The organism is Paenibacillus hubeiensis (genome assembly GCF_032334105.1).
Lineage (GTDB): Bacteria > Bacillota > Bacilli > Paenibacillales > Paenibacillaceae > Paenibacillus > Paenibacillus hubeiensis.
The window spans coordinates 17,805-35,534 of record NZ_JAVYAE020000003.1 but is presented as its reverse complement, the minus strand read 5'-3'; the positions used below and the strand labels follow the sequence as shown (position 1 = coordinate 35,534).

18 protein-coding genes are annotated in these 17,730 nt (G+C 52.3%); 12 read left to right on the top strand and 6 right to left on the bottom strand.

Going from position 1 to position 17,730, the window contains the following annotated elements; translation table 11 throughout:
• Positions 1–13 precede the first annotated feature (13 nt).
• Positions 14–1,069, bottom strand: a complete 1,056-nt coding sequence (locus RSX24_RS10330; RefSeq protein ID WP_236414260.1) for a permease — start codon at positions 1,067–1,069, stop codon at positions 14–16.
• Between the two features lie 268 nt (positions 1,070–1,337).
• Here RSX24_RS10330 and RSX24_RS10325 point away from each other — a divergent pair, with 268 nt between their 5' ends.
• From RSX24_RS10325 to RSX24_RS10310, 4 genes are all read left to right on the top strand, one after another.
• The gene (locus RSX24_RS10325) at positions 1,338–2,537 is read left to right on the top strand and encodes a GTP-binding protein (RefSeq protein WP_343260530.1); all 1,200 of its coding nucleotides are present in this window, start codon (positions 1,338–1,340) and stop codon (positions 2,535–2,537) included.
• A gap of 74 nt (positions 2,538–2,611) precedes the next feature.
• A complete protein-coding gene (gene rpmG / locus RSX24_RS10320; RefSeq protein ID WP_036613813.1) occupies positions 2,612–2,761 on the top strand; it encodes a 50S ribosomal protein L33 in 150 nt (49 codons plus the stop codon).
• A gap of 222 nt (positions 2,762–2,983) precedes the next feature.
• A complete protein-coding gene (locus RSX24_RS10315; RefSeq protein ID WP_343260529.1) occupies positions 2,984–3,556 on the top strand; it encodes a hypothetical protein in 573 nt (190 codons plus the stop codon).
• A 61-nt stretch (positions 3,557–3,617) separates the two neighbouring features.
• A complete protein-coding gene (locus RSX24_RS10310; RefSeq protein ID WP_343260528.1) occupies positions 3,618–4,322 on the top strand; it encodes a M50 family metallopeptidase in 705 nt (234 codons plus the stop codon).
• A 99-nt stretch (positions 4,323–4,421) separates the two neighbouring features.
• Here the strand turns inward: RSX24_RS10310 and RSX24_RS10305 are convergent, their stop codons facing one another.
• From RSX24_RS10305 to uxuA, 4 genes are all read right to left on the bottom strand, one after another.
• Positions 4,422–4,793, bottom strand: coding sequence for a DUF4363 family protein (locus RSX24_RS10305; protein ID WP_236414264.1), 372 nt, complete (start codon positions 4,791–4,793; stop codon positions 4,422–4,424).
• A gap of 30 nt (positions 4,794–4,823) precedes the next feature.
• Entirely contained in the window at positions 4,824–5,552 is a 729-nt protein-coding gene (locus RSX24_RS10300; RefSeq protein WP_236414265.1) for a DUF421 domain-containing protein, read from the bottom strand.
• Positions 5,553–5,734: 182 nt separating this feature from the next.
• Positions 5,735–6,598, bottom strand: coding sequence for an SDR family oxidoreductase (locus RSX24_RS10295; RefSeq protein WP_343260527.1), 864 nt, complete (start codon positions 6,596–6,598; stop codon positions 5,735–5,737).
• The gene (gene uxuA / locus RSX24_RS10290) at positions 6,595–7,662 is read right to left on the bottom strand and encodes a mannonate dehydratase (protein ID WP_236414267.1); all 1,068 of its coding nucleotides are present in this window, start codon (positions 7,660–7,662) and stop codon (positions 6,595–6,597) included. Before uxuA ends, RSX24_RS10295 begins: the two co-directional genes overlap by 4 nt.
• Positions 7,663–7,904: 242 nt before the next feature.
• Here uxuA and RSX24_RS10285 point away from each other — a divergent pair, with 242 nt between their 5' ends.
• Both RSX24_RS10285 and RSX24_RS10280 read left to right on the top strand, forming a co-directional pair.
• The gene (locus tag RSX24_RS10285) at positions 7,905–8,207 is read left to right on the top strand and encodes an ArsR/SmtB family transcription factor (protein ID WP_236414268.1); all 303 of its coding nucleotides are present in this window, start codon (positions 7,905–7,907) and stop codon (positions 8,205–8,207) included.
• A 15-nt stretch (positions 8,208–8,222) separates the two neighbouring features.
• Complete coding sequence (locus RSX24_RS10280) at positions 8,223–9,623, top strand: aldehyde dehydrogenase (protein ID WP_343260526.1); 1,401 nt, start codon at positions 8,223–8,225, stop codon at positions 9,621–9,623.
• A 114-nt stretch (positions 9,624–9,737) separates the two neighbouring features.
• On the opposite strand, the gene RSX24_RS10275 is transcribed toward RSX24_RS10280, so the two are convergent.
• Entirely contained in the window at positions 9,738–10,649 is a 912-nt protein-coding gene (locus RSX24_RS10275) for a helix-turn-helix domain-containing protein (protein ID WP_343260525.1), read from the bottom strand.
• A gap of 239 nt (positions 10,650–10,888) precedes the next feature.
• Between RSX24_RS10275 and RSX24_RS10270 the strand changes: the two genes are divergently transcribed.
• From RSX24_RS10270 to RSX24_RS10245, 6 genes are all read left to right on the top strand, one after another.
• The gene (locus RSX24_RS10270; protein WP_343260524.1) at positions 10,889–13,069 is read left to right on the top strand and encodes a glycoside hydrolase family 52 protein; all 2,181 of its coding nucleotides are present in this window, start codon (positions 10,889–10,891) and stop codon (positions 13,067–13,069) included.
• Positions 13,066–15,183: an alpha-glucuronidase family glycosyl hydrolase gene (locus RSX24_RS10265; protein ID WP_343260523.1), complete on the top strand. Its 2,118-nt coding sequence runs from the start codon at positions 13,066–13,068 to the stop codon at positions 15,181–15,183. Before RSX24_RS10270 ends, RSX24_RS10265 begins: the two co-directional genes overlap by 4 nt.
• A 27-nt stretch (positions 15,184–15,210) precedes the next feature.
• Positions 15,211–16,278, top strand: coding sequence for an NAD(P)-dependent alcohol dehydrogenase (locus RSX24_RS10260; protein WP_343260522.1), 1,068 nt, complete (start codon positions 15,211–15,213; stop codon positions 16,276–16,278).
• A gap of 224 nt (positions 16,279–16,502) precedes the next feature.
• On the top strand, positions 16,503–16,769 hold the full coding sequence (locus RSX24_RS10255) for an HPr family phosphocarrier protein (protein ID WP_339272190.1): 267 nt from the start codon (positions 16,503–16,505) through the stop codon (positions 16,767–16,769).
• A gap of 138 nt (positions 16,770–16,907) precedes the next feature.
• Positions 16,908–17,159 (top strand): type B 50S ribosomal protein L31, encoded by a 252-nt coding sequence (locus RSX24_RS10250; RefSeq protein ID WP_236414278.1) that lies wholly within the window; start codon positions 16,908–16,910, stop codon positions 17,157–17,159.
• A 167-nt stretch (positions 17,160–17,326) separates the two neighbouring features.
• The gene (locus RSX24_RS10245; RefSeq protein ID WP_236414279.1) at positions 17,327–17,626 is read left to right on the top strand and encodes a Dabb family protein; all 300 of its coding nucleotides are present in this window, start codon (positions 17,327–17,329) and stop codon (positions 17,624–17,626) included.
• The last annotated feature ends 104 nt before the right edge of the window (positions 17,627–17,730 follow it).

Genomic DNA, 17,730 nt, shown 5'->3' with positions numbered 1-17,730 from the left:
AAGCTAAGCTACCTCATGCAAATGCATTGATTAACCACGATCCCGCAAACACCAGAACGATGATGGCGATCGCAAGGCCAATGACAAAGCGGGTGCGGAACGTGGACAGCAGCATCAAGGTGCTTTTGAAATCGAGCATTGGTCCGAGCACGAGAAAAGACAACAGCGGCCCAAGGGCAAACGTATGTGAGAAAGCTGAAGCAACGAAGGCATCGGAAGTAGAACACAGGGACAGCACGTAGGCGAACGCCATCATGAATACATAGGACGAGATCGGCCCGTTTCCGAGGGAAATCAAGTCGGCCCGGCTGACAAAGGTTTGAATGCAGGCAGTGATCACGGCGCCAAGAACCAAATATTTGCCCATGTCGAACAGCTCGTCTCCCGCATGAATGAAAAAGCTGCGCCAGTTTTTGGGATGTTCATGATCCGAATGATCATGTCCGTTATGGACGTGCGGATGTGCCATCTTGAAGCCGGGATGCGTTCTCACCGTTGTTTGTACGGACAGTTCGTCCGGTACATTTGTTTTGCGGAGCGGATTGTGTTTTGCGAACAGATAGACGAGCCCCCCGACGATGGCCGCAACGGCGAAAGCCAGTCCCATGCGGGCGATCACGATTTCGGGATGGGACGGAAAGGCAAGCAAGGTGGCCGTGAACACAACCGGATTTACTACAGGTCCACTGAGAATAAACGTCGTGGCGATGTAGGCAGGCATGCCTTTGCGCATTAACCTGCGCACGACCGGAATCATACCGCACTCGCAAATCGGAAACGCGATGCCGAGCAGGCCTGCGGCGATAATCCCCAGCACGGGGTTTTTTGGCGTCAGCCTGCGCACCATGTCTTCGGACACAAACCATTGCATCAGGGAAGAGAGCAGTACGCCAATGAGGAGGAACGGCATGGCTTCGAGCAGGATGCTGACCAATATCGTTTTTATGCTTTGCATACTCCCGCTGTTCCAGGCTTGCTGCAGGTCCGGCGCCATGAGAACAAGTACGGGGATGAGAAATGCGCAGGGAATTAGGAAGGTAAGGAGCTTCAGATTGGCTGCCAGCTTCATCGACAGACCTCCACAATCGTTTTGTTTAAGATATATGCTTGTACCTTGGACAACATAACTGTTGGGAGCTATCTAATCATAAAAATTACGATTTATTAGCATGTAAAGACATAGCGCCGTTGACATTGCATTTGCTATAAGGTATATTATTTGCTAATAGTAATTATTACGATTAACAAGAGCGTTCTGTTTATTATACAGGTTCAACTAAACATTTACACGATAACGGAGAGGGCAGAAAGAATCTGGAGAAGCGGAGGAACGATACATGGAACAACGACAAGCACGCAGCCCCATTCCCGTCACCGTATTGAGCGGATATTTGGGAGCGGGCAAAACAACTTTACTGAATCATGTGCTCTATAATCGCCAAGGCATGAGAGTGGCTGTGATCGTCAATGATTTGAGCGAGGTGAATATCGACGCTGGGTTGATCCGGGATGGCGGAGGTTTGTCTCGTATCGATGAGAAACTGGTGGAAATGTCCAATGGGTGCATCTGCTGCACCTTGCGCGAGGATTTGCTGAAAGAGGTGGAGCGACTCGCTTTGGAAGGCTCCTTTGATTATATTTTGATCGAATCGACAGGGATTGGCGAGCCTGTGCCTGTTGCTCAGACGTTTACATACATCGACGAAGAACTCGGGATTGATCTGACGAAATTTACTCGCCTCGATACGATGGTAACTGTGGTGGATGCAGCCCAATTTTGGCGGGATTTCTATTCAAGGGAGACGCTGATGGATCGCGGCCAGGAAGCCGGTGAAGGAGATACGCGGGGGATCGTGCACCTGTTGACCGATCAGGTCGAGTTTTGCGATGTATTGGTCTTGAACAAATGTGATTTGGTGACGGAAGAGGAATTGCTCAAGCTGGAGAAGGCGCTCCGCGCGATGCAGCCGACAGCCAAACTGATCCGAACGACGCATGGGCGAATTGATCCGCATGAAATTTTGAACACGGGGCGTTTCGACTTCGAAAAGGCAAGTCAGTCTGCGGGCTGGATCCGGGAATTGATGAAGGAAGAGCATACGCCCGAGACGGAGGAGTATGGCATTCACTCGTTCGTATATCATCGCAAACGTCCTTTCCATCCCGAACGCCTGCTTCGATGGATTGCCAAGTGGCCGGACAGCATCGTTCGTTCGAAAGGGCTGATGTGGCTTGCGACGCGCAACCATATGGCCGTTTCCTTTAGCCATGCCGGTACATCGAAGCAGCTGGCTCCGGCAGGATTGTGGGTCGGCGCGATGACTGAGGAGGAACGTCATTTGCATTTTGGCGATACGCTGCCGAACATTCCGGATTGGGATGAGACGTGGGGGGACCGGGTAACCAAGCTTGTGTTCATCGGCATTGACATGGACCGTTCGGAGATTGAACGGACACTGGACGAAACGCTGCTGACGGATGAAGAGATGCAGCGGAATTGGAGGGATTTGAAGGATCCGTTTCCGACGTGGCATTGACAACAGAAAACAATTCAGCTACTATGATTAAATAGTAATTATTACGATTTAAGAAAACGAAGGAGGCATCACCCATGAGAGTCATCGTAACCTTAGCCTGCACCGAGTGCGGGGACCGCAACTATACCACCACCAAGAACAAACGCAATCACCCGGAGCGGCTGGAAATGAAAAAGTATTCCCCCCGCCTGAAAAAAATGACGATTCACCGCGAAACGAGATAAACCGGTTTGCTAGCTTGTACATAACAAGTGTACAATATATGTAGCCAAGTAACAGGGGGGTAGCACCCTCCCAGAACTTTTGAGAGCACAGCAATGTGCTCTTTCGTTATTTTTGGATTGGCTATACCGTGTAGTTCCAGAAGAAACGATCTTGAGGCGCACAAGCATGTTCTTGTTTTTGTATACAGCCCAATGGGCGTTTTAGTAATAGGAGGTTTGGATATGGATGAAGATGCCCGTTTAACGACCCGTTCGAATGCCGATTCTCAGGATGACGGCGATTCAGCTTCAACATTACATAACCGTTCCCGTGCGGTGGAAGCAGCAACGATCCTTCCGCCCTCGGCGGAACAGGAAGTGCTGTTCAGCAACCAACCCGCTCACCTCTGGAAAAGGCGCAGGCAAGAGCTTCTCCAGTGGACGGAACGCGATAAAACAACCGTTTCTCCCAAACGAACGACGTTATGGAATGGGATCGAAGTGGATTTCCAGTTGGTTTCTGCCTTGGATCTGATGTCTCAAAAGGGAATGCTGACCGAATATTCTTGTGCAGGAGTAAGCCCCCTCGATGAACCTGTGGACCATTCCTTGTATGCATATGTTACACTGGTACAGAATGGGGCGGCTGACCAATTCGTAGAGTTTGCGATGAACCGTATGCGAAATAGGCTGCTTGTCACACTGGATCAGCTCACCGGCCGTTATGACCTGTCATCCTTCTTTATCGGCCATAACCGCAGTTTCTGCTGGTGGATGCAGCATTGCGCTGCGCGGTTCGAAATCCGAAACGAATAGTCGGCTTCGTCCGTATTTTCGCGAATATGATTGAATGGAAAGCAGGGGGGTGGCACCACATTTGAACAAATGGCTCAAGACGATATTGTTTTTGCTGGGCTCGGCGTTTCTTACACGTTTTATTCCGTTTTCATCGTTGTTCCGCAATTTGGATACGATGATCCACGAGTTCGGCCACGCGCTTGTTACGCTGCTATTATCCGGCAAAGTGCTGCGCATTGAGTTGTATGCCGACCATAGCGGCGTTACGTATTCCTCGATGCTTACGCCCGGCAGGTCGATCCTGGTTTCTCTGGCTGGTTATCTGTGCGCGTCGCTGTTTGCCTGGCTGTTGTTTGTTCTTTATCGAAAAGGACGGCACATGTGGGGACTCGGGATCATGACCGCGGTCGCTGCCGTCTCGCTTCTGCTGTATGTCCGGGGAGAATTCGGCATGTTATGGCTAACGGGTTTTATCGCGCTGAATGCGGTTATCATGATTTTTGGCGCCAAATTCGCCAAGTTCTATTATCTTTTGCTGGCGTTTCTTACGTTGGAAGAATCCGTAGTTAGCGCCATGTACGTGGGTTGGATGTCCTGGACGCACCCTTCCGCTGCGGGAGACGCAACCAATCTGGCTGGCCAGACCTTTATGCCTGCATTGTTTTGGGGCACACTTTTTGCCTTGTTTGCGCTATGGTGTGCCAAAGGAGCGTTGACTTCCTTTTTTGGCAAAAACGCCGCATCCGGGGCCCGCTCTCGCAGAGTACGACAACGCAGTGCATAGTTGAATGGGAAAAGAGCAAATCCTGCGGGCAGGGAGTAGTAATCTTCCACCGCAGTCCAAAAAGCGCCCCCTTGAAAGGGAGCGCTTTTCTCGTGAAAATCAATCGCCCAAATTTTCCCACAGGACATAAAAATAATAAATTTCCTCCATGATCGCCTTATCGTCTTTTGCGGCGACGCCACCCTTCATGCGGGCAAGCGTGCCCAGAATGTCATAAATCGTTTCACGCTCCACGCTGAACTGGATGCGATCCACGATTCGGTCCCACGCCTTCAGGGCATATTCGATTTCTGACTTGGCTTGGGTCCACTGTTTGGCTTCAACTTGTTTCTCCAGCGATTGCACCGATTCAACCAAGCGATCATTCTCGCCCCACGGTTTTTTGAGAATCGTTCCCGTAGCCATGACGGCGCAAAAGATGAGAATCAGAACGATGGGAACCACATAGAGCAGCCACAATCGTGCTTTCATTGTATCCCCTCCTGCAGTGTAATCTTTCCGTTAGAACGGCCCTTCGTAGTCGCCCATGTCCGTTTTCTCCGTGATTTTGTCTTCGAAAAGGTCGATGTACAGTTTGTCATTGGGCAAAATCGCGGCAAAGGCGATGTCTTGGATCGTTATTTTTTTCTTTTTAAGCTGCTCGGTGAGCCAATGAATGTCCTTGTTTCGTTCTTCGAGATTTTGTTTGATCAGTACGCCGTCAATGATCAGCTCGGTCATGAGCTTGTTCGGGCTTGTCTTCATGTGCATATCCTTGGCCGTCACCGGTTGGTTCTCCGGCTTCAGGACAACGGAGAGACTTCCATCCGGTTCAAGAATGCCATAGTCGACCGTCGTAATGTCGAACACGTCTTTTTGCCGCAGCATCATCGTCAGTTCATCGAATTTTACGCGCATTTTATGCATGTTTTGTTCCAAAATTTTGCCGCTCTGGATCACCAGCGTAGGATCGGAGTCAAACCATTTGGACACGGTACGATTTTTCAAGGTCACATATTGAAAAATAATCGTAACCAACGTAAAAATGGTCAGCGCGACGAAATGAATCCATGCTTTGGAGGAAAGGTCCGTGGCGAACGTTCCCGCAATCGAACCGATCGTAATGCCGTTTATGTAATCAAAGTACGTCAGGTTGCCCATTTGCTGTTTGCCCAGCACCCGCGTGTAAATCATGAGGGTCAGAAAAGCGATAACCGAGCGTACTGCGACCACCCATGTTTCTTCCATCATCGAGAAATCACCGTCCTTTGTATACCAGCTTTTCCCGTCTCTTAACATCTTATTCCACAAAAAAAAGAAGCCCGGAATGTAAATTCCGGACTTCGACTGAAACGTGAGAGCATAACGAATGATTCCGTTCATCGTGCATGGATTTGGCAAAAAGGTGCTCCGACGGCCGCAAGATCTTAGGTCTATACGCCGGAGTAGGCCATGAAGCCGCCGTCAACGGGAATGACGGTCCCTGTTACAAATCCGGATTGGCGTTCGTCGGCAAGCCACATCAGCGTGCCGAGCAGATCTTCCGGTTTGCCGAAACGACGCATCGGCGTATGGGAAATGATTTTGCTGGAGCGTTCGGTCGGCGAACCATCCGGATTCAACAGCAGATTGCGATTTTGCTCCGTCAGGAAAAAGCCGGGAGCGATCGCATTTACCCGAATGCCGGATTCGGCCAGATGAACGGCCAGCCATTGCGTGAAATTATTGATCGCCGCTTTGGCCGCGCTGTAGGCAGGCACCTTGGTCATCGGGGAAGGGGCGCTCATCGATGAAATGTTGATGACCGTTGCCGGTACGCTGCGTTCGATCATTTGTCTGGCAAAGATTTGCGTAGGAATCAGCGAGCCGACAAAATTCAAGTCCATCACTTGTCGAAATCCGCTTACGCTTACGTCAAAAAAAGTTGTGATGTTTTCCTGGTGCAGGTCTTCAAGCCGAAAAATTTCATTCGTTGTATTGGCGCTGGCATGATTGCCGCCGGCACCGTTAATGAGAATGTCGCATGGTCCAAGCCGTTCAAGCACCGCATTCGCGGCGGCCTGGACGCTATCCGGCTGCGTGACGTCGCAAGCAACGGCAATGGCTTTGCCGCCTGTGGCCGTAATGGCAGCAGCCACTTCTTCACCTTTGGATACCGTGCGGTTAAGTATCGCGACTTGAGCACCATGTCTGGCCAGTTCCTCGGCCATCGCGCGGCACAGTACGCCGGCACCGCCCGTAATGACCGCCGTTTTTCCTTGCAGTCTCGACGAGGTCTCGCGAATGAGTTCGTTCATGCTTTTGCCCTCCTTTGCAGGGAATCCCAGGCGCCCCACAGATACATAATGCCCAGCGCGCGATCATAAAGGCCATACCCTGGTCTGCATTTCTCTCCCCATAAATGGCGTCCATGGTCCGGTCGGGCGTACCCCGTAAATCCGGTGTCATGGTAGGCTTCCACGATGCCCACGATGTCCACGCTTCCGTCCTGGGTCCGATGCGACGTTTCGATGAAATCGCCATTCTCGTACACTTTTACATTGCGGATGTGGGCAAAAGGAATCCGATCCTTGAACTCATGGATCATGCCGATGATATCGTTGGCCGGATTCGCTCCGAGCGAGCCGCTGCACAATGTAACGCAGTTGGATGGACTATCATGCAAATTCAAATATTTGCGAATGTTGTCCTGGGTCGTAATGATTTTCGGCAGGCCGAAGATCGACCATGGCGGATCGTCCGGGTGGATGGCCATCTTGATGCCAAGCTGCTCCGCGACAGGGATGATCTCGTCCAAAAAGTATTTTGCGTTCTGCCACATATCGTCTTCCGAGACATTTTTGTATGCTTCGAACGCGCTTGTCAAGTACTGGAGACGCTCAGGCTCCCAGCCCGGCATCGTCAATTCGGAGTTTTCCGTAATGCGGCGGACCAGTTCGAACGGGTCCATGTCTTCGAGTTTGTTTTTTTCGTAGAAAAGGGCGGTGGAGCCGTCCTCCATCTCCTTATACATGTCGGTACGCAGCCAGTCGAAGATCGGCATGAAATTATAACAGATGACTTTGACGCCAACCTGCGCAAGCTTTTCCATCGTTTTTTTGTAGTTTTCGATATATTTGTCCCGGGTGGGGAGACCGAGTTTGATATCTTCATGGACGTTAACGCTTTCAACGACATCCATATGTAGTCCGGCCCGATCCGCCGCCTTCTTGATTGCCAAAATGCTCTCCATGGGCCATTCTTCGCCTGCAGGCACATCGTGCAGTGCCCATACAATGCCTTCAACGCCCGGGATCTGACGGATGTCATCCAGCGATACCGTATCGTTGCCTTCGCCAAACCAGCGAAAAACCATTCTCATGACGTTCACCTCATCATTTTATATAGGAAAGAATACAACGCTCAATTACCATACTACCATACAAGTTTGAATGTTGGAAGCGCTTTAAGGAAAAATTTGATGACGTTTCCCCAAAAAAATGTGAGCTCTCTCTCATAAGTGGTCTTAACTCTTGTGGATCGTGAAGGAAAGAAGTAAAATAACTATAATGGTTTAAATGTTTAAACGTATCAACTTTATAGAGAAAGAAGGAAGGAAACCCGATGGGACAAAAAGCACTATCCATTTTTCAATCCTGCATGCCTTTGTTTCAGGTGCTCAGCGACTCACATCGCCAATCCATCCTGATGCTGCTGACAGAGAAGGGGAGAATGACCGTCAATGAAATTACGGAGCAATCCAGCCTCTCGCGCCCGGCTATATCCCACCACCTCAAGCTGCTGCTGGACAAAGACTTGATTTCGGTGGAGCAGCAGGGAACCCAACGCTATTATTCCGCTTCATTGCAGGCATCGGTTCAATTACTGAAGGAATTGGTGGCGGCATTGGAAGAAGAGTGTTTATAGGGAGGAGCAGATCATATGACAAAAATACGGGAAATAACCAGCCCGGAAGTAGAGGAAATTTTGGAGCTGCAGCAGCAATTTTACCGCTCGGGCTCCACCCGTTCGCCGGAAGCTCGCATTGAACGTCTTATTTGGCTTAAGGATGCGATTCGAAAATACGAGAAACCGTTGACCGAAGCGCTGTATCAGGATCTCGGCAAAAGCGAATTCGAATCATACACGACCGAGATCGGTTTTATGCTCGACAGCATCTCGCACACGATTCGGAACGTGAAACGCTGGGCCAAACCGAAAAAGGTCAAAACGCAGCTGGCCCTCATCGGTTCCAAAAGCTATATCATTCCCGAGCCTTACGGATCGGTTCTCATCATCGGGCCGTTCAACTATCCGTTCCAGTTGCTGATCGAGCCGCTCGTGGGTGCCGTTGCGGCTGGCAATACGGCCGTGCTGAAGGCATCCGAACATACGCCGGCCGTTTCGGCCGTCGTGCGGGACATCATCACATCGGTATTCGAGCCCGGGTACGTCCAGGTCATTGAAGGAGCCAAAGATACGACGACGGCTCTCATCCACGCGAAATTTGATTATATTTTTTTTACGGGGAGTGTGCCCGTCGGCAAAATCGTCATGGAGGCCGCTGCCAAAAACCTCATTCCGGTTACGCTGGAGCTGGGCGGCAAAAGCCCGGTCATCGTGGACGAACATGCCGACCTCAAAGTCGCCGCGCAGCGCATTATGTGGGGCAAGCTGCTCAACACAGGTCAAACGTGCATCGCACCGGAATATCTGCTCGTCCATGAGCGGGTGAAGCAAACGTTGATCGAGGAAATGAAGGCGGCCGTGCACAGCTTCTACGGCTCGGACGTTCGGCATAACCGGGATTATGGCCGGATCGTCAATGAAGCCCATTTCAAGCGGTTGAGCCATCTGATCGAGCGGGATAAGGCACACCTGATTTTTGGAGGACAAACGGACGAGGCAGATCGCTTCATCTCGCCTACGCTGCTGGACGTGGAGTCTTGGGAAGCAGCGAGTATGGAAGACGAAATTTTCGGCCCGATCCTCCCGATTATCAGTTATCATGATATTGACGAAGCCATCGCAGGCATTTTGAAACTTCCCAAACCATTGGCTTTGTATCTGTTCACTTCCGATAAGCAGGTTCAGGAGAAGGTGCTGCAGGAAGTGTCCTTTGGCGGAGGATGTATCAACGATACGATTACCCATGTGGCCAACCCGCGGCTGCCTTTTGGCGGGGTAGGGAATTCCGGAATCGGCGGATACCACGGGCGATACAGCTTCGAAACCTTTTCGCATATGAAAAGCATACTCCGAAAAAGCACGCGGCTGAATCTGCCGATCTTGTACCCGCCTTATGCCGGCAAATTACAAACGATCAAACGGCTGCTGAAATAAGCCATACGGGTTTCGGATCAACCGAACTCGGTTTCTTAGTGCTCTCACCCGGCAGGGACCACTTTGCCATAGCGCGGCGAGAGTCGACGGAAGCGAAGTGCTGCGCCCCAAGACTTATTCCGAACCAGGCAGATCCTGCCTGTACCGGGATGGGGATATCCCCGACCAGCGTTTGAACTGGCGGCTGAAGTGGGCGATGTCTTTGTAACCCAGCATGACGGCGATATTTTGAATGGACAATGCCGGATTTCCGAGTAAAATCTTCGCTTCATGCAGAACCATCTCGGACAGCATGGCGCGTGGGGATTGGCCGAATACCTGCTTGAATACGCGGTTGCAATGGGACGTGCTGATCCCGAGTTCTGCTGCAATGTCGTCGATGCCATAGTGACTGGCTGATTCATGTCCCTGTTTGAACTGCTGGCTCACCAGCCCCTGCAAACGATTGCGGATCTGATGGGCAAGCTCGATCCGGTCGTAACCGTCGGCATACGTATGCGCAACCTCCTGGGAAACGGCTTCCCAGAGGTGGCCGAACAGCTCGAACACGGCCGATTGCAATTGCATGCGCTGCACCATGGTGCTGGCCGACGGGGCAGTGGCCGAGTTCATCAGTTTGCGCAGCACGGGTTCGATGTTTTGGGTAACGACGCTGTCGGCGCCAAACAGGACTTGTCTGATGCGGGCAAGCAGAGAGAGAAACAGCTGATCATCGATATCGAAATGCATGCAAAAATAGGTGAAGCCTTTTCCGTCAGGGCTATGGCTGGAATGAACGCTGCCCGGAGGGATCAGAAGCAATTCTCCGGCTTTTTGCCTGTACAATTGACCTTCGATGATCATGTGCTGCTCGCCTTCGGTCACATAGTTAAGCTCGTATTGCGGGTGTTCATGAGCGGGATAGTCCCAATCGGACCCGACGCTGCGAAGATGGATGGCAAACAGGTTTACCGTCGTTTGCACGTCGGGATAGAACACTTCGTGCACGCTTTCCCCAAGCTGGGGAGGCAAATAGGTGGAAGACATGTGGGACCTCCTTTTTTCGGATGCATAACTAAGATGCAAGCTCGATTCGGCGAACCTTCCTGCGGTGTACCGGAAGAATTCTTGATGCGCCAAAGCATGTAACCGCTTTAGTACAATTATAAACCATCAGCCCGATTTGGGTAAATATCTGCTTGATTTGACCATGGTCTGGCCGGAAATGCCATGATAGGATGGGGCTATGAAAACGCATGCAAATCATTTGAGAGGGGTCGCATCCCATGAGCACATCCAAATCGATTTTCTATAATGCCCACCATGCGCCGATCGGCGCTTTTGCAAGCTTTACGCTTGGATATAAAGGAGCCAAAGGCGGTCTTGGACTCGAATTGGGCAAGCCTGCCGACGAAAACATCTACATCGGCCTTCAGGCACGGGACGGCGAACATTACGAGGCTTTGCCCTTTTTTGCAGCAACCGAAGACGAAAGTGCCCGTTATGACGTAGAAAAGCCGGATCACACTGACGCGTCGGCGGCCGAAGCGGCCAAACCGTTGGTCTCCGCGTTTCGCGACGAGGACATCAGCCGTAAACTGACGATCGGCACGGATACATGGACCGCAGGCGATCTGACTTTCCGCATTTATTCGCCGGTACGTCCGGTGCCTCACCCGGTTGAAGGGGATGAACAAGCGCTGAAAGATGCCTTGGTGCCAGCCGTGCTGGTCGAGCTTGTATTGGACAACCGCCAGGGACAGCAAACGCGCAGAGCGTTCTTCGGTTACCAGGGCAGCGATCCATATTCCGCGATGCGTATGATTGGCGGGCCAGAAGGCGGTTCCGTGACGGGCATTGGCCAAGGGCGCCATACGGCGATCCTTTCGAAGGATAGCGGACTTTGGCCCGCGCTCGGTTTTACGCTGGAGAAGATTTTGCTTGAAAAACACGTGGAAAATCTGGCCTTCGGCCTTGGCGGCACAGCCGCTTTGCTTATGGAAGTTCCCGCAGGAGAACAGCGCACGTACCGTTTTGCGGTAAGCTTCTATCGCGGAGGCATTGTCACTTCCGGCATGGACACGACCTATTGGTATACCCGGTATTTCGCGAACATCCAGGAGGCGGGAACATACGCGCTGAATCGCTTCGATGAACTGGCAACTTCGTGCGAGGAAGCGGATCGGCGCTTGGGCGTTTCCGCATTGTCCGAGGATCAGTCGTTCATGCTGGCGCATTCCGTTCACAGTTATTATGCAAGCACGCAGCTGCTCGATGCAGATGGAGAACCGCTCTGGGTGGTCAACGAAGGCGAATATCGCATGATGAACACGCTCGATTTGACCGCGGACCAGCTGTATTTCGAATTGGCCATGAATCCGTGGACGGTACGCAATGAACTGGAGTGGTTCGTGAAGCGGTACAGCTATACCGATGAGGTCCGATTCCCGGGAGAGGAAAAGGCGCATCCGGGAGGAATTACGTTTACGCACGACATCGGCGTAGCCAACGTATTTTCGAGACCCGGGCATTCGGCGTACGAACTGGTCGGCATCGATGACTGCTTCTCGCAGATGAGCCATGAGGAGTTGGTCAACTGGCTCTGCTGTGCGACAGTGTACATCGAGCAGACTCGGGATCGGGATTTTGTGCAGAACATGCTGCCTGTCATCCAAGACTGCTTCCAGAGCATGGTCAACCGCGACCATCCGGAAGAAAATCAACGAAACGGATTGATGGGCCTGGACAGCACCCGCACCAAAGGCGGGGCAGAGATTACGACCTACGACAGCCTGGACGTGTCGCTGGGACAATCCCGAAACAACATCTATCTGGCGGGCAAATGCTGGGCGGTGTATGTAGCGCTCGAGAAGTTGTTCGCTGCGGAAAAGCTGAACGACTTGTCGTACCAAGCAGGTCGTCAAGCCGATCGCTGCGCGGCCAGCATCGCGGCGCAATTGACGGATGGCGGCTACATTCCGGCCGTCATTGCGGAAAATAACGATTCGCGCATCATTCCGGCGATCGAAGGGCTCGTGTTCCCGTATTTCACAGGCTGCGAGGGCGCATTGGACGCAAACGGCCGCTTCGGCGCTTATTTGCAGGCGCTGCGTACGCACTTGAAGACAGTTCTCGTTCCAGGCACCTGCCTGTTCGCGGACGGCGGCTGGAAGCTGTCCTCGACGAGCAACAATTCGTGGCTGAGCAAAATCTACCTTTCCCAGTTCATCGCCAGAGAGCTGCTGGGCGTGGAGGGGGACGAAACAGGAAAAGCGGCGGATGCCGCACATGTCGATTGGCTGCTGCATCCGGCAGAATCCTATTGGTGCTGGAGCGATCAGATTCTGTCCGGCGTAGCGGTCGGCAGCAAATATTACCCGCGCGGCGTAACATCGATACTATGGCTGCTCGAAGGCAAGGGCAACCGACTGACACAGATCTATGCAACCAAGGAGGCGGCACAATGAGTTCAATCGTACAATCCGGGCTGGCCGGACCGCAATATGACGCTTGGCTGGGATATCTCGCAGGAGTCCCGGGAAAAAACGGGGCTGGATCGGCCAAGGCACCGCTCTGGGCTCGCCAGGTGATTACTGAAGAAGCTCATCCGGTTGTCAAAACAGCTGCTGCAGAGCTGACGATCGGACTGGAAAAGCTGTATGGAAGCAAACCTGAAACGACGGCTGCCGGAGATGTTCACGCATCAGCGGCAGGGATATGGATCGGTACATGGGCGGGCAGCGCAACCCTTCGGAATACGTTTACCGATGCCGAGCGCGCTTCGGTTCATGGCGAAGGTTACGTCATTCGCGAAGATGCGGACCGCGGACATCTTTACATCGGTTCGGAAACTCCCCAAGGCGTTTTGTACGGTTCATTCCATGTATTAAGAGAGCTTGTGCTTCGCATAGGGCGTCCGGATGGGGCCTCCGCGGAGGCGTTCGGCCAGATTGCCGAGCAGCCGCGCAACCTGCTGCGCATGCTCAACCAGTGGGATAACGTGGACGGAAGCATAGAGCGAGGGTATGCAGGCAGGTCTATCTTCTATGAAAACGGGGAGATCGTATCCGACACCGCTCGGATTCGCGATTATGCACGTCTTCTTGCATCGACAGGGCTGAACGCGATCGCGATCAATAACGTCAACGTGCACCAAAGGGAAAGCCTGTTCCTGACGGAACCATTCCTTGGCGACGTGGCACGGGTAGCCGCGGAATTCAGGGATTACGGAATCAAGCTGTTCCTGAGCGCCAATTATGCAAGCCCCATCGAGATCGGCGGACTGCATACGGCAGATCCGCTCGATGAAGAAGTGCGGGAGTGGTGGAAATCGCAGACCGCCAAGGTCTATGCGGCCATTCCGGACTTCGGCGGATACCTGATCAAGGCGGATTCCGAAAACCGTCCTGGACCTTTCACGTATAACCGTGATCATGCCGACGGAGCCAACATGCTGGCCGAAGCGCTTCAGCCGTTCGGGGGGATCGTGATCTGGCGCTGCTTCGTGTACAACTGCAAACAGGACTGGAGAGACCGTTCGACCGACCGCGCGCGTGCAGCATACGATCATTTCAAACCGCTCGATGGACGGTTTGCAGACAACGTCGTTTTGCAGATCAAAAACGGCCCGATGGACTTTCAGGTCCGCGAACCGGTATCGCCGTTGTTCGGGGCGATGGAGCATACAAATCAGGTGCTTGAATTCCAAATTACGCAGGAATATACGGGCCAGCAGCGTCACCTCTGTTATTTGATCCCGCAATGGAAAGAAGTTCTGGATTTTGACACACATGCCAAAGGCGAGGGTTCGCAAGTGAAACGCATCGCCGACGGTTCGTTGTATGGCAGGTCCCTAAACGGCTTTGCGGCCGTTTCCAATATCGGCGCGGATGCTTGCTGGACGGGACATCCGTTGGCCCAGGCCAATTTGTACGGGTATGGACGTCTCGCATGGAACCCGGAATTGTCCGCCGAACAGATTGCGGACGAATGGGTGAGGCAGACGTTCGGCAGCGACGACGAAATCGTAACTATCATTACAGGCATGCTGCTCCGTTCGCTGGACATCTATGAAAGCTACACGGCACCGCTTGGCGTAGGCTGGATGGTTAATCCGGAACACCATTACGGTCCGAACGTAGACGGTTACGAGTATTCCAAATGGGGCACATATCATTTCGCGGATTGCCATGGCATCGGCGTGGATCGGACGGCGAAAAGCGGTACGGGTTATGCTTCGCAGTACCATGCCGCGAATGCAGACAGATACGAATCGCTGGAAACCTGCCCGGACGAACTGCTGCTCTTTTTCCACCATGTTCCTTACACGCATGTGCTGCACTCCGGCAAAACGGTTATACAGCATATTTACGACACCCATTTCGACGGGGCCGATCAGGCAGCGGCATTGTTGAACGATTGGAAGCGGCTTGAGGGCAAGATCGATCCGACCATATTCAACAAAGTGGCTGCGCTGCAGGAAGGCCAGGCCGAACATGCAAAGGAATGGCGCGACATGATCAATACGTACTTCTACCGCAAAAGCGGGATCGAGGATCGATGGGGAAGAACTATATATTAATGAAGAAAAGGCAGAAGGAGGAGTACCATGCGACATCAAGAGATTCCCGAAACGATGAAAGCCGCGGTCATGACAGAGCCGGGTTCGATCCGCATCGAGGAGCAGCCGGTGCCTGAACCGGCACCCGACGAAGTGCTTGTCAAAGTAATGGCAGTGGGCGTGTGCGGTTCAGACGTGCATTACTTCGAGCATGGGCGAATCGGCAGGTTCGTCGTTGAAAAGCCGATCATTCTGGGACATGAATGCGCGGGCATCATCGCCGCCGTCGGCGCAGACGTTACGCGACTGAAAGAAGGAGATCGGGTAGCCATCGAGCCGGGCGTCACATGTGGACGTTGTCCAGCGTGCAAAGAGGGGCGCTACAATCTCTGCCCGGATGTGCAATTTCTGGCGACGCCGCCGGTGGATGGCGCATTCGTGCAGTACATGACGATTCGGGAGGACATGGTGTTCCCGATCCCGGATCACCTCAGCTTCGAGGAAGCCGCCATGAACGAGCCGTTTTCCGTCGGCATTCATGCGGCCCGCCGCAGCAAGCTGGCTCCAGGAACGACGCTGGCCATCATGGGCATGGGCCCTGTCGGCCTGATGGCCGTGGCTGCAGCGAAATCCTTCGGCGTGGACCGCATTATCGTGACGGATCTGGAAGAGGTGCGTTTGGAGGCTGCCCTCCGTCTGGGAGCGACGCATGCCATCAATGTTCGTAAGGAGGATGCGGTTCAAGCCATTCGTGAATTGACGAACGGGATCGGCGTCGATACTGCTTGGGAAACGGCGGGGAACCCGAAAGCGCTGCAATCCGCCTTGTACTCGCTTCGTCGCGGAGGCAAACTTGCGATCGTCGGGCTGCCCGCCCAGGACGAGATCGCGTTGAACGTGCCGTTCATTGCGGATAACGAGGTTGATATCTACGGCATTTTCCGTTATGCCAACACGTATCCGGCCGGAATCGAGTTCCTTGCTTCGGGACAGCACGACGTGATGTCGCTCATTACGGACAGGTACGACCTTGAAGAGACGCAGCAAGCGATGGAGCGGGCGCTGCACAACAAGAGCGGAAGCCTGAAAGTCATGGTATATCCAAACGGTCGATAAAGAGATGAAGGAAGCCCTGTATCCGGGGCTTCTTTTGCATTTCATGAGTCTATCAGCAGTTGGAGCTGGCCGTTGTTATGGTTTTTTCGATGGCCATTGCGGGCTTTTTTTCCGGCAAGGATTAGACAACCTGTCATATCGTGGTATAATGCTGAAAGAATTCAATATGCAACGATAGGCATACAATGGATTATCGCAACTTTTGCTGAAAGGAACTGAGCGTCGTGAGAACACACGAGTTTACGATTCACTCCGATTTTGACCGGGATGACCTGATCGCGGTTTCATCCCAAGCATCGCGTTTTGCCTCGGACATCTCCTTGTCATTCGTAACCACTGATCACGAGCATCGGGTGGATGTCAAAAGCTTGCTCGGCATGGCCATGCTTCCGATTCGTCACGGCAGCGTGGTCCGATTGCAGACCAGAGGGAGAGACGAGCTGGAGGCGCTGGAATACATCCTGGACGTATTGGAGAAGGGCCGCTCATAGACTGGACTCACTGCAGAGCTTGCAGCCAGCATGCATCAAATTCCAGATATTGTTGATTTTTGATGCAAAATGGAGTATAATCGAATTTGGTTCAATTCAAGGGAACACTTACTCATATCACAAGGAGTGAAGATAGATATGCCAAAAGCAGATATCCATCCAAAAACGCAGATCGTTATTTTCTATGACGCCAGTGCCGATTACAAGTTCCTCAGTTCTTCCACCAAACATTCGAACGAAACGATGGAATGGGAGGACGGAAACACGTATCCCGTCATTCGCGTGGACACCAGTTCCGCATCACACCCGTTCTTTACAGGCAAACAAAGAGTGGTTGACGTGGGCGGTCGCGTGGATCGCTTCAACCGTAAATACAATCTCAAAAACTAAATGTTGTTGGACGTTCATACGGAAGCCTCGGGCACTGCCCCAGGCTTTTTTGTTGTTTGAATGGGAATAAGTGGAAAATAGATGTAAATATAAAGATTGCGCTTACACACTGTTCGGAGGTACTATTAAGTAGATCGTTATATATACATTGGAGGAGGAGTTTAGAGATGAGCATCACGCATATGGTAACGTTTTCGTTGTACGCAGGCAAGGGGACGGCTGAGGCAGAAGCCTTCTTGCAGGAAAGCAAAAATGTGCTCGAGGTCATTCCGGGTGTGGAGCAATTTCAGGTATTGAAGCAAATTAGCGCCAAAAACGAATTCGACTACGGATTCTCCATGGTATTCGCCGATCAGGCTGCTTACGACAGCTATAATGATCATCCAGCGCATCGCAAATATGTGGAAGAGCGTTGGCTGAAGGAAGTCAGTCGTTTCCAGGAAATCGATCTGATTCAACATCAATAATAGCGGTTTGCAGCAATCATTTATTTCTAAAACGAAACCGTTTTCTATATAGTGCCCTTTACTGTGGGTGTTTTGAACTCGGATCCAGAAACAATATGACGTGA

Excerpts from the sequence above, each read along its gene's own strand:
- RSX24_RS10330 (WP_236414260.1), bottom strand. The coding sequence starts at position 1,069 with ATGAAGCTGGCAGCCAATCTGAAGCTCCTTACCTTCCTAATTCCCTGC.
- RSX24_RS10325 (WP_343260530.1), top strand. The coding sequence starts at position 1,338 with ATGGAACAACGACAAGCACGCAGCCCCATTCCCGTCACCGTATTGAGC.
- rpmG (WP_036613813.1), top strand. The coding sequence starts at position 2,612 with ATGAGAGTCATCGTAACCTTAGCCTGCACCGAGTGCGGGGACCGCAAC.
- RSX24_RS10315 (WP_343260529.1), top strand. The coding sequence starts at position 2,984 with ATGGATGAAGATGCCCGTTTAACGACCCGTTCGAATGCCGATTCTCAG.
- RSX24_RS10305 (WP_236414264.1), bottom strand. The coding sequence starts at position 4,793 with ATGAAAGCACGATTGTGGCTGCTCTATGTGGTTCCCATCGTTCTGATT.
- RSX24_RS10300 (WP_236414265.1), bottom strand. The coding sequence starts at position 5,552 with ATGATGGAAGAAACATGGGTGGTCGCAGTACGCTCGGTTATCGCTTTT.
- RSX24_RS10295 (WP_343260527.1), bottom strand. The coding sequence starts at position 6,598 with ATGAACGAACTCATTCGCGAGACCTCGTCGAGACTGCAAGGAAAAACG.
- uxuA (WP_236414267.1), bottom strand. The coding sequence starts at position 7,662 with ATGAGAATGGTTTTTCGCTGGTTTGGCGAAGGCAACGATACGGTATCG.
- RSX24_RS10285 (WP_236414268.1), top strand. The coding sequence starts at position 7,905 with ATGGGACAAAAAGCACTATCCATTTTTCAATCCTGCATGCCTTTGTTT.
- RSX24_RS10280 (WP_343260526.1), top strand. The coding sequence starts at position 8,223 with ATGACAAAAATACGGGAAATAACCAGCCCGGAAGTAGAGGAAATTTTG.
- RSX24_RS10275 (WP_343260525.1), bottom strand. The coding sequence starts at position 10,649 with ATGTCTTCCACCTATTTGCCTCCCCAGCTTGGGGAAAGCGTGCACGAA.
- RSX24_RS10270 (WP_343260524.1), top strand. The coding sequence starts at position 10,889 with ATGAGCACATCCAAATCGATTTTCTATAATGCCCACCATGCGCCGATC.
- RSX24_RS10265 (WP_343260523.1), top strand. The coding sequence starts at position 13,066 with ATGAGTTCAATCGTACAATCCGGGCTGGCCGGACCGCAATATGACGCT.
- RSX24_RS10260 (WP_343260522.1), top strand. The coding sequence starts at position 15,211 with ATGCGACATCAAGAGATTCCCGAAACGATGAAAGCCGCGGTCATGACA.
- RSX24_RS10250 (WP_236414278.1), top strand. The coding sequence starts at position 16,908 with ATGCCAAAAGCAGATATCCATCCAAAAACGCAGATCGTTATTTTCTAT.
- RSX24_RS10245 (WP_236414279.1), top strand. The coding sequence starts at position 17,327 with ATGAGCATCACGCATATGGTAACGTTTTCGTTGTACGCAGGCAAGGGG.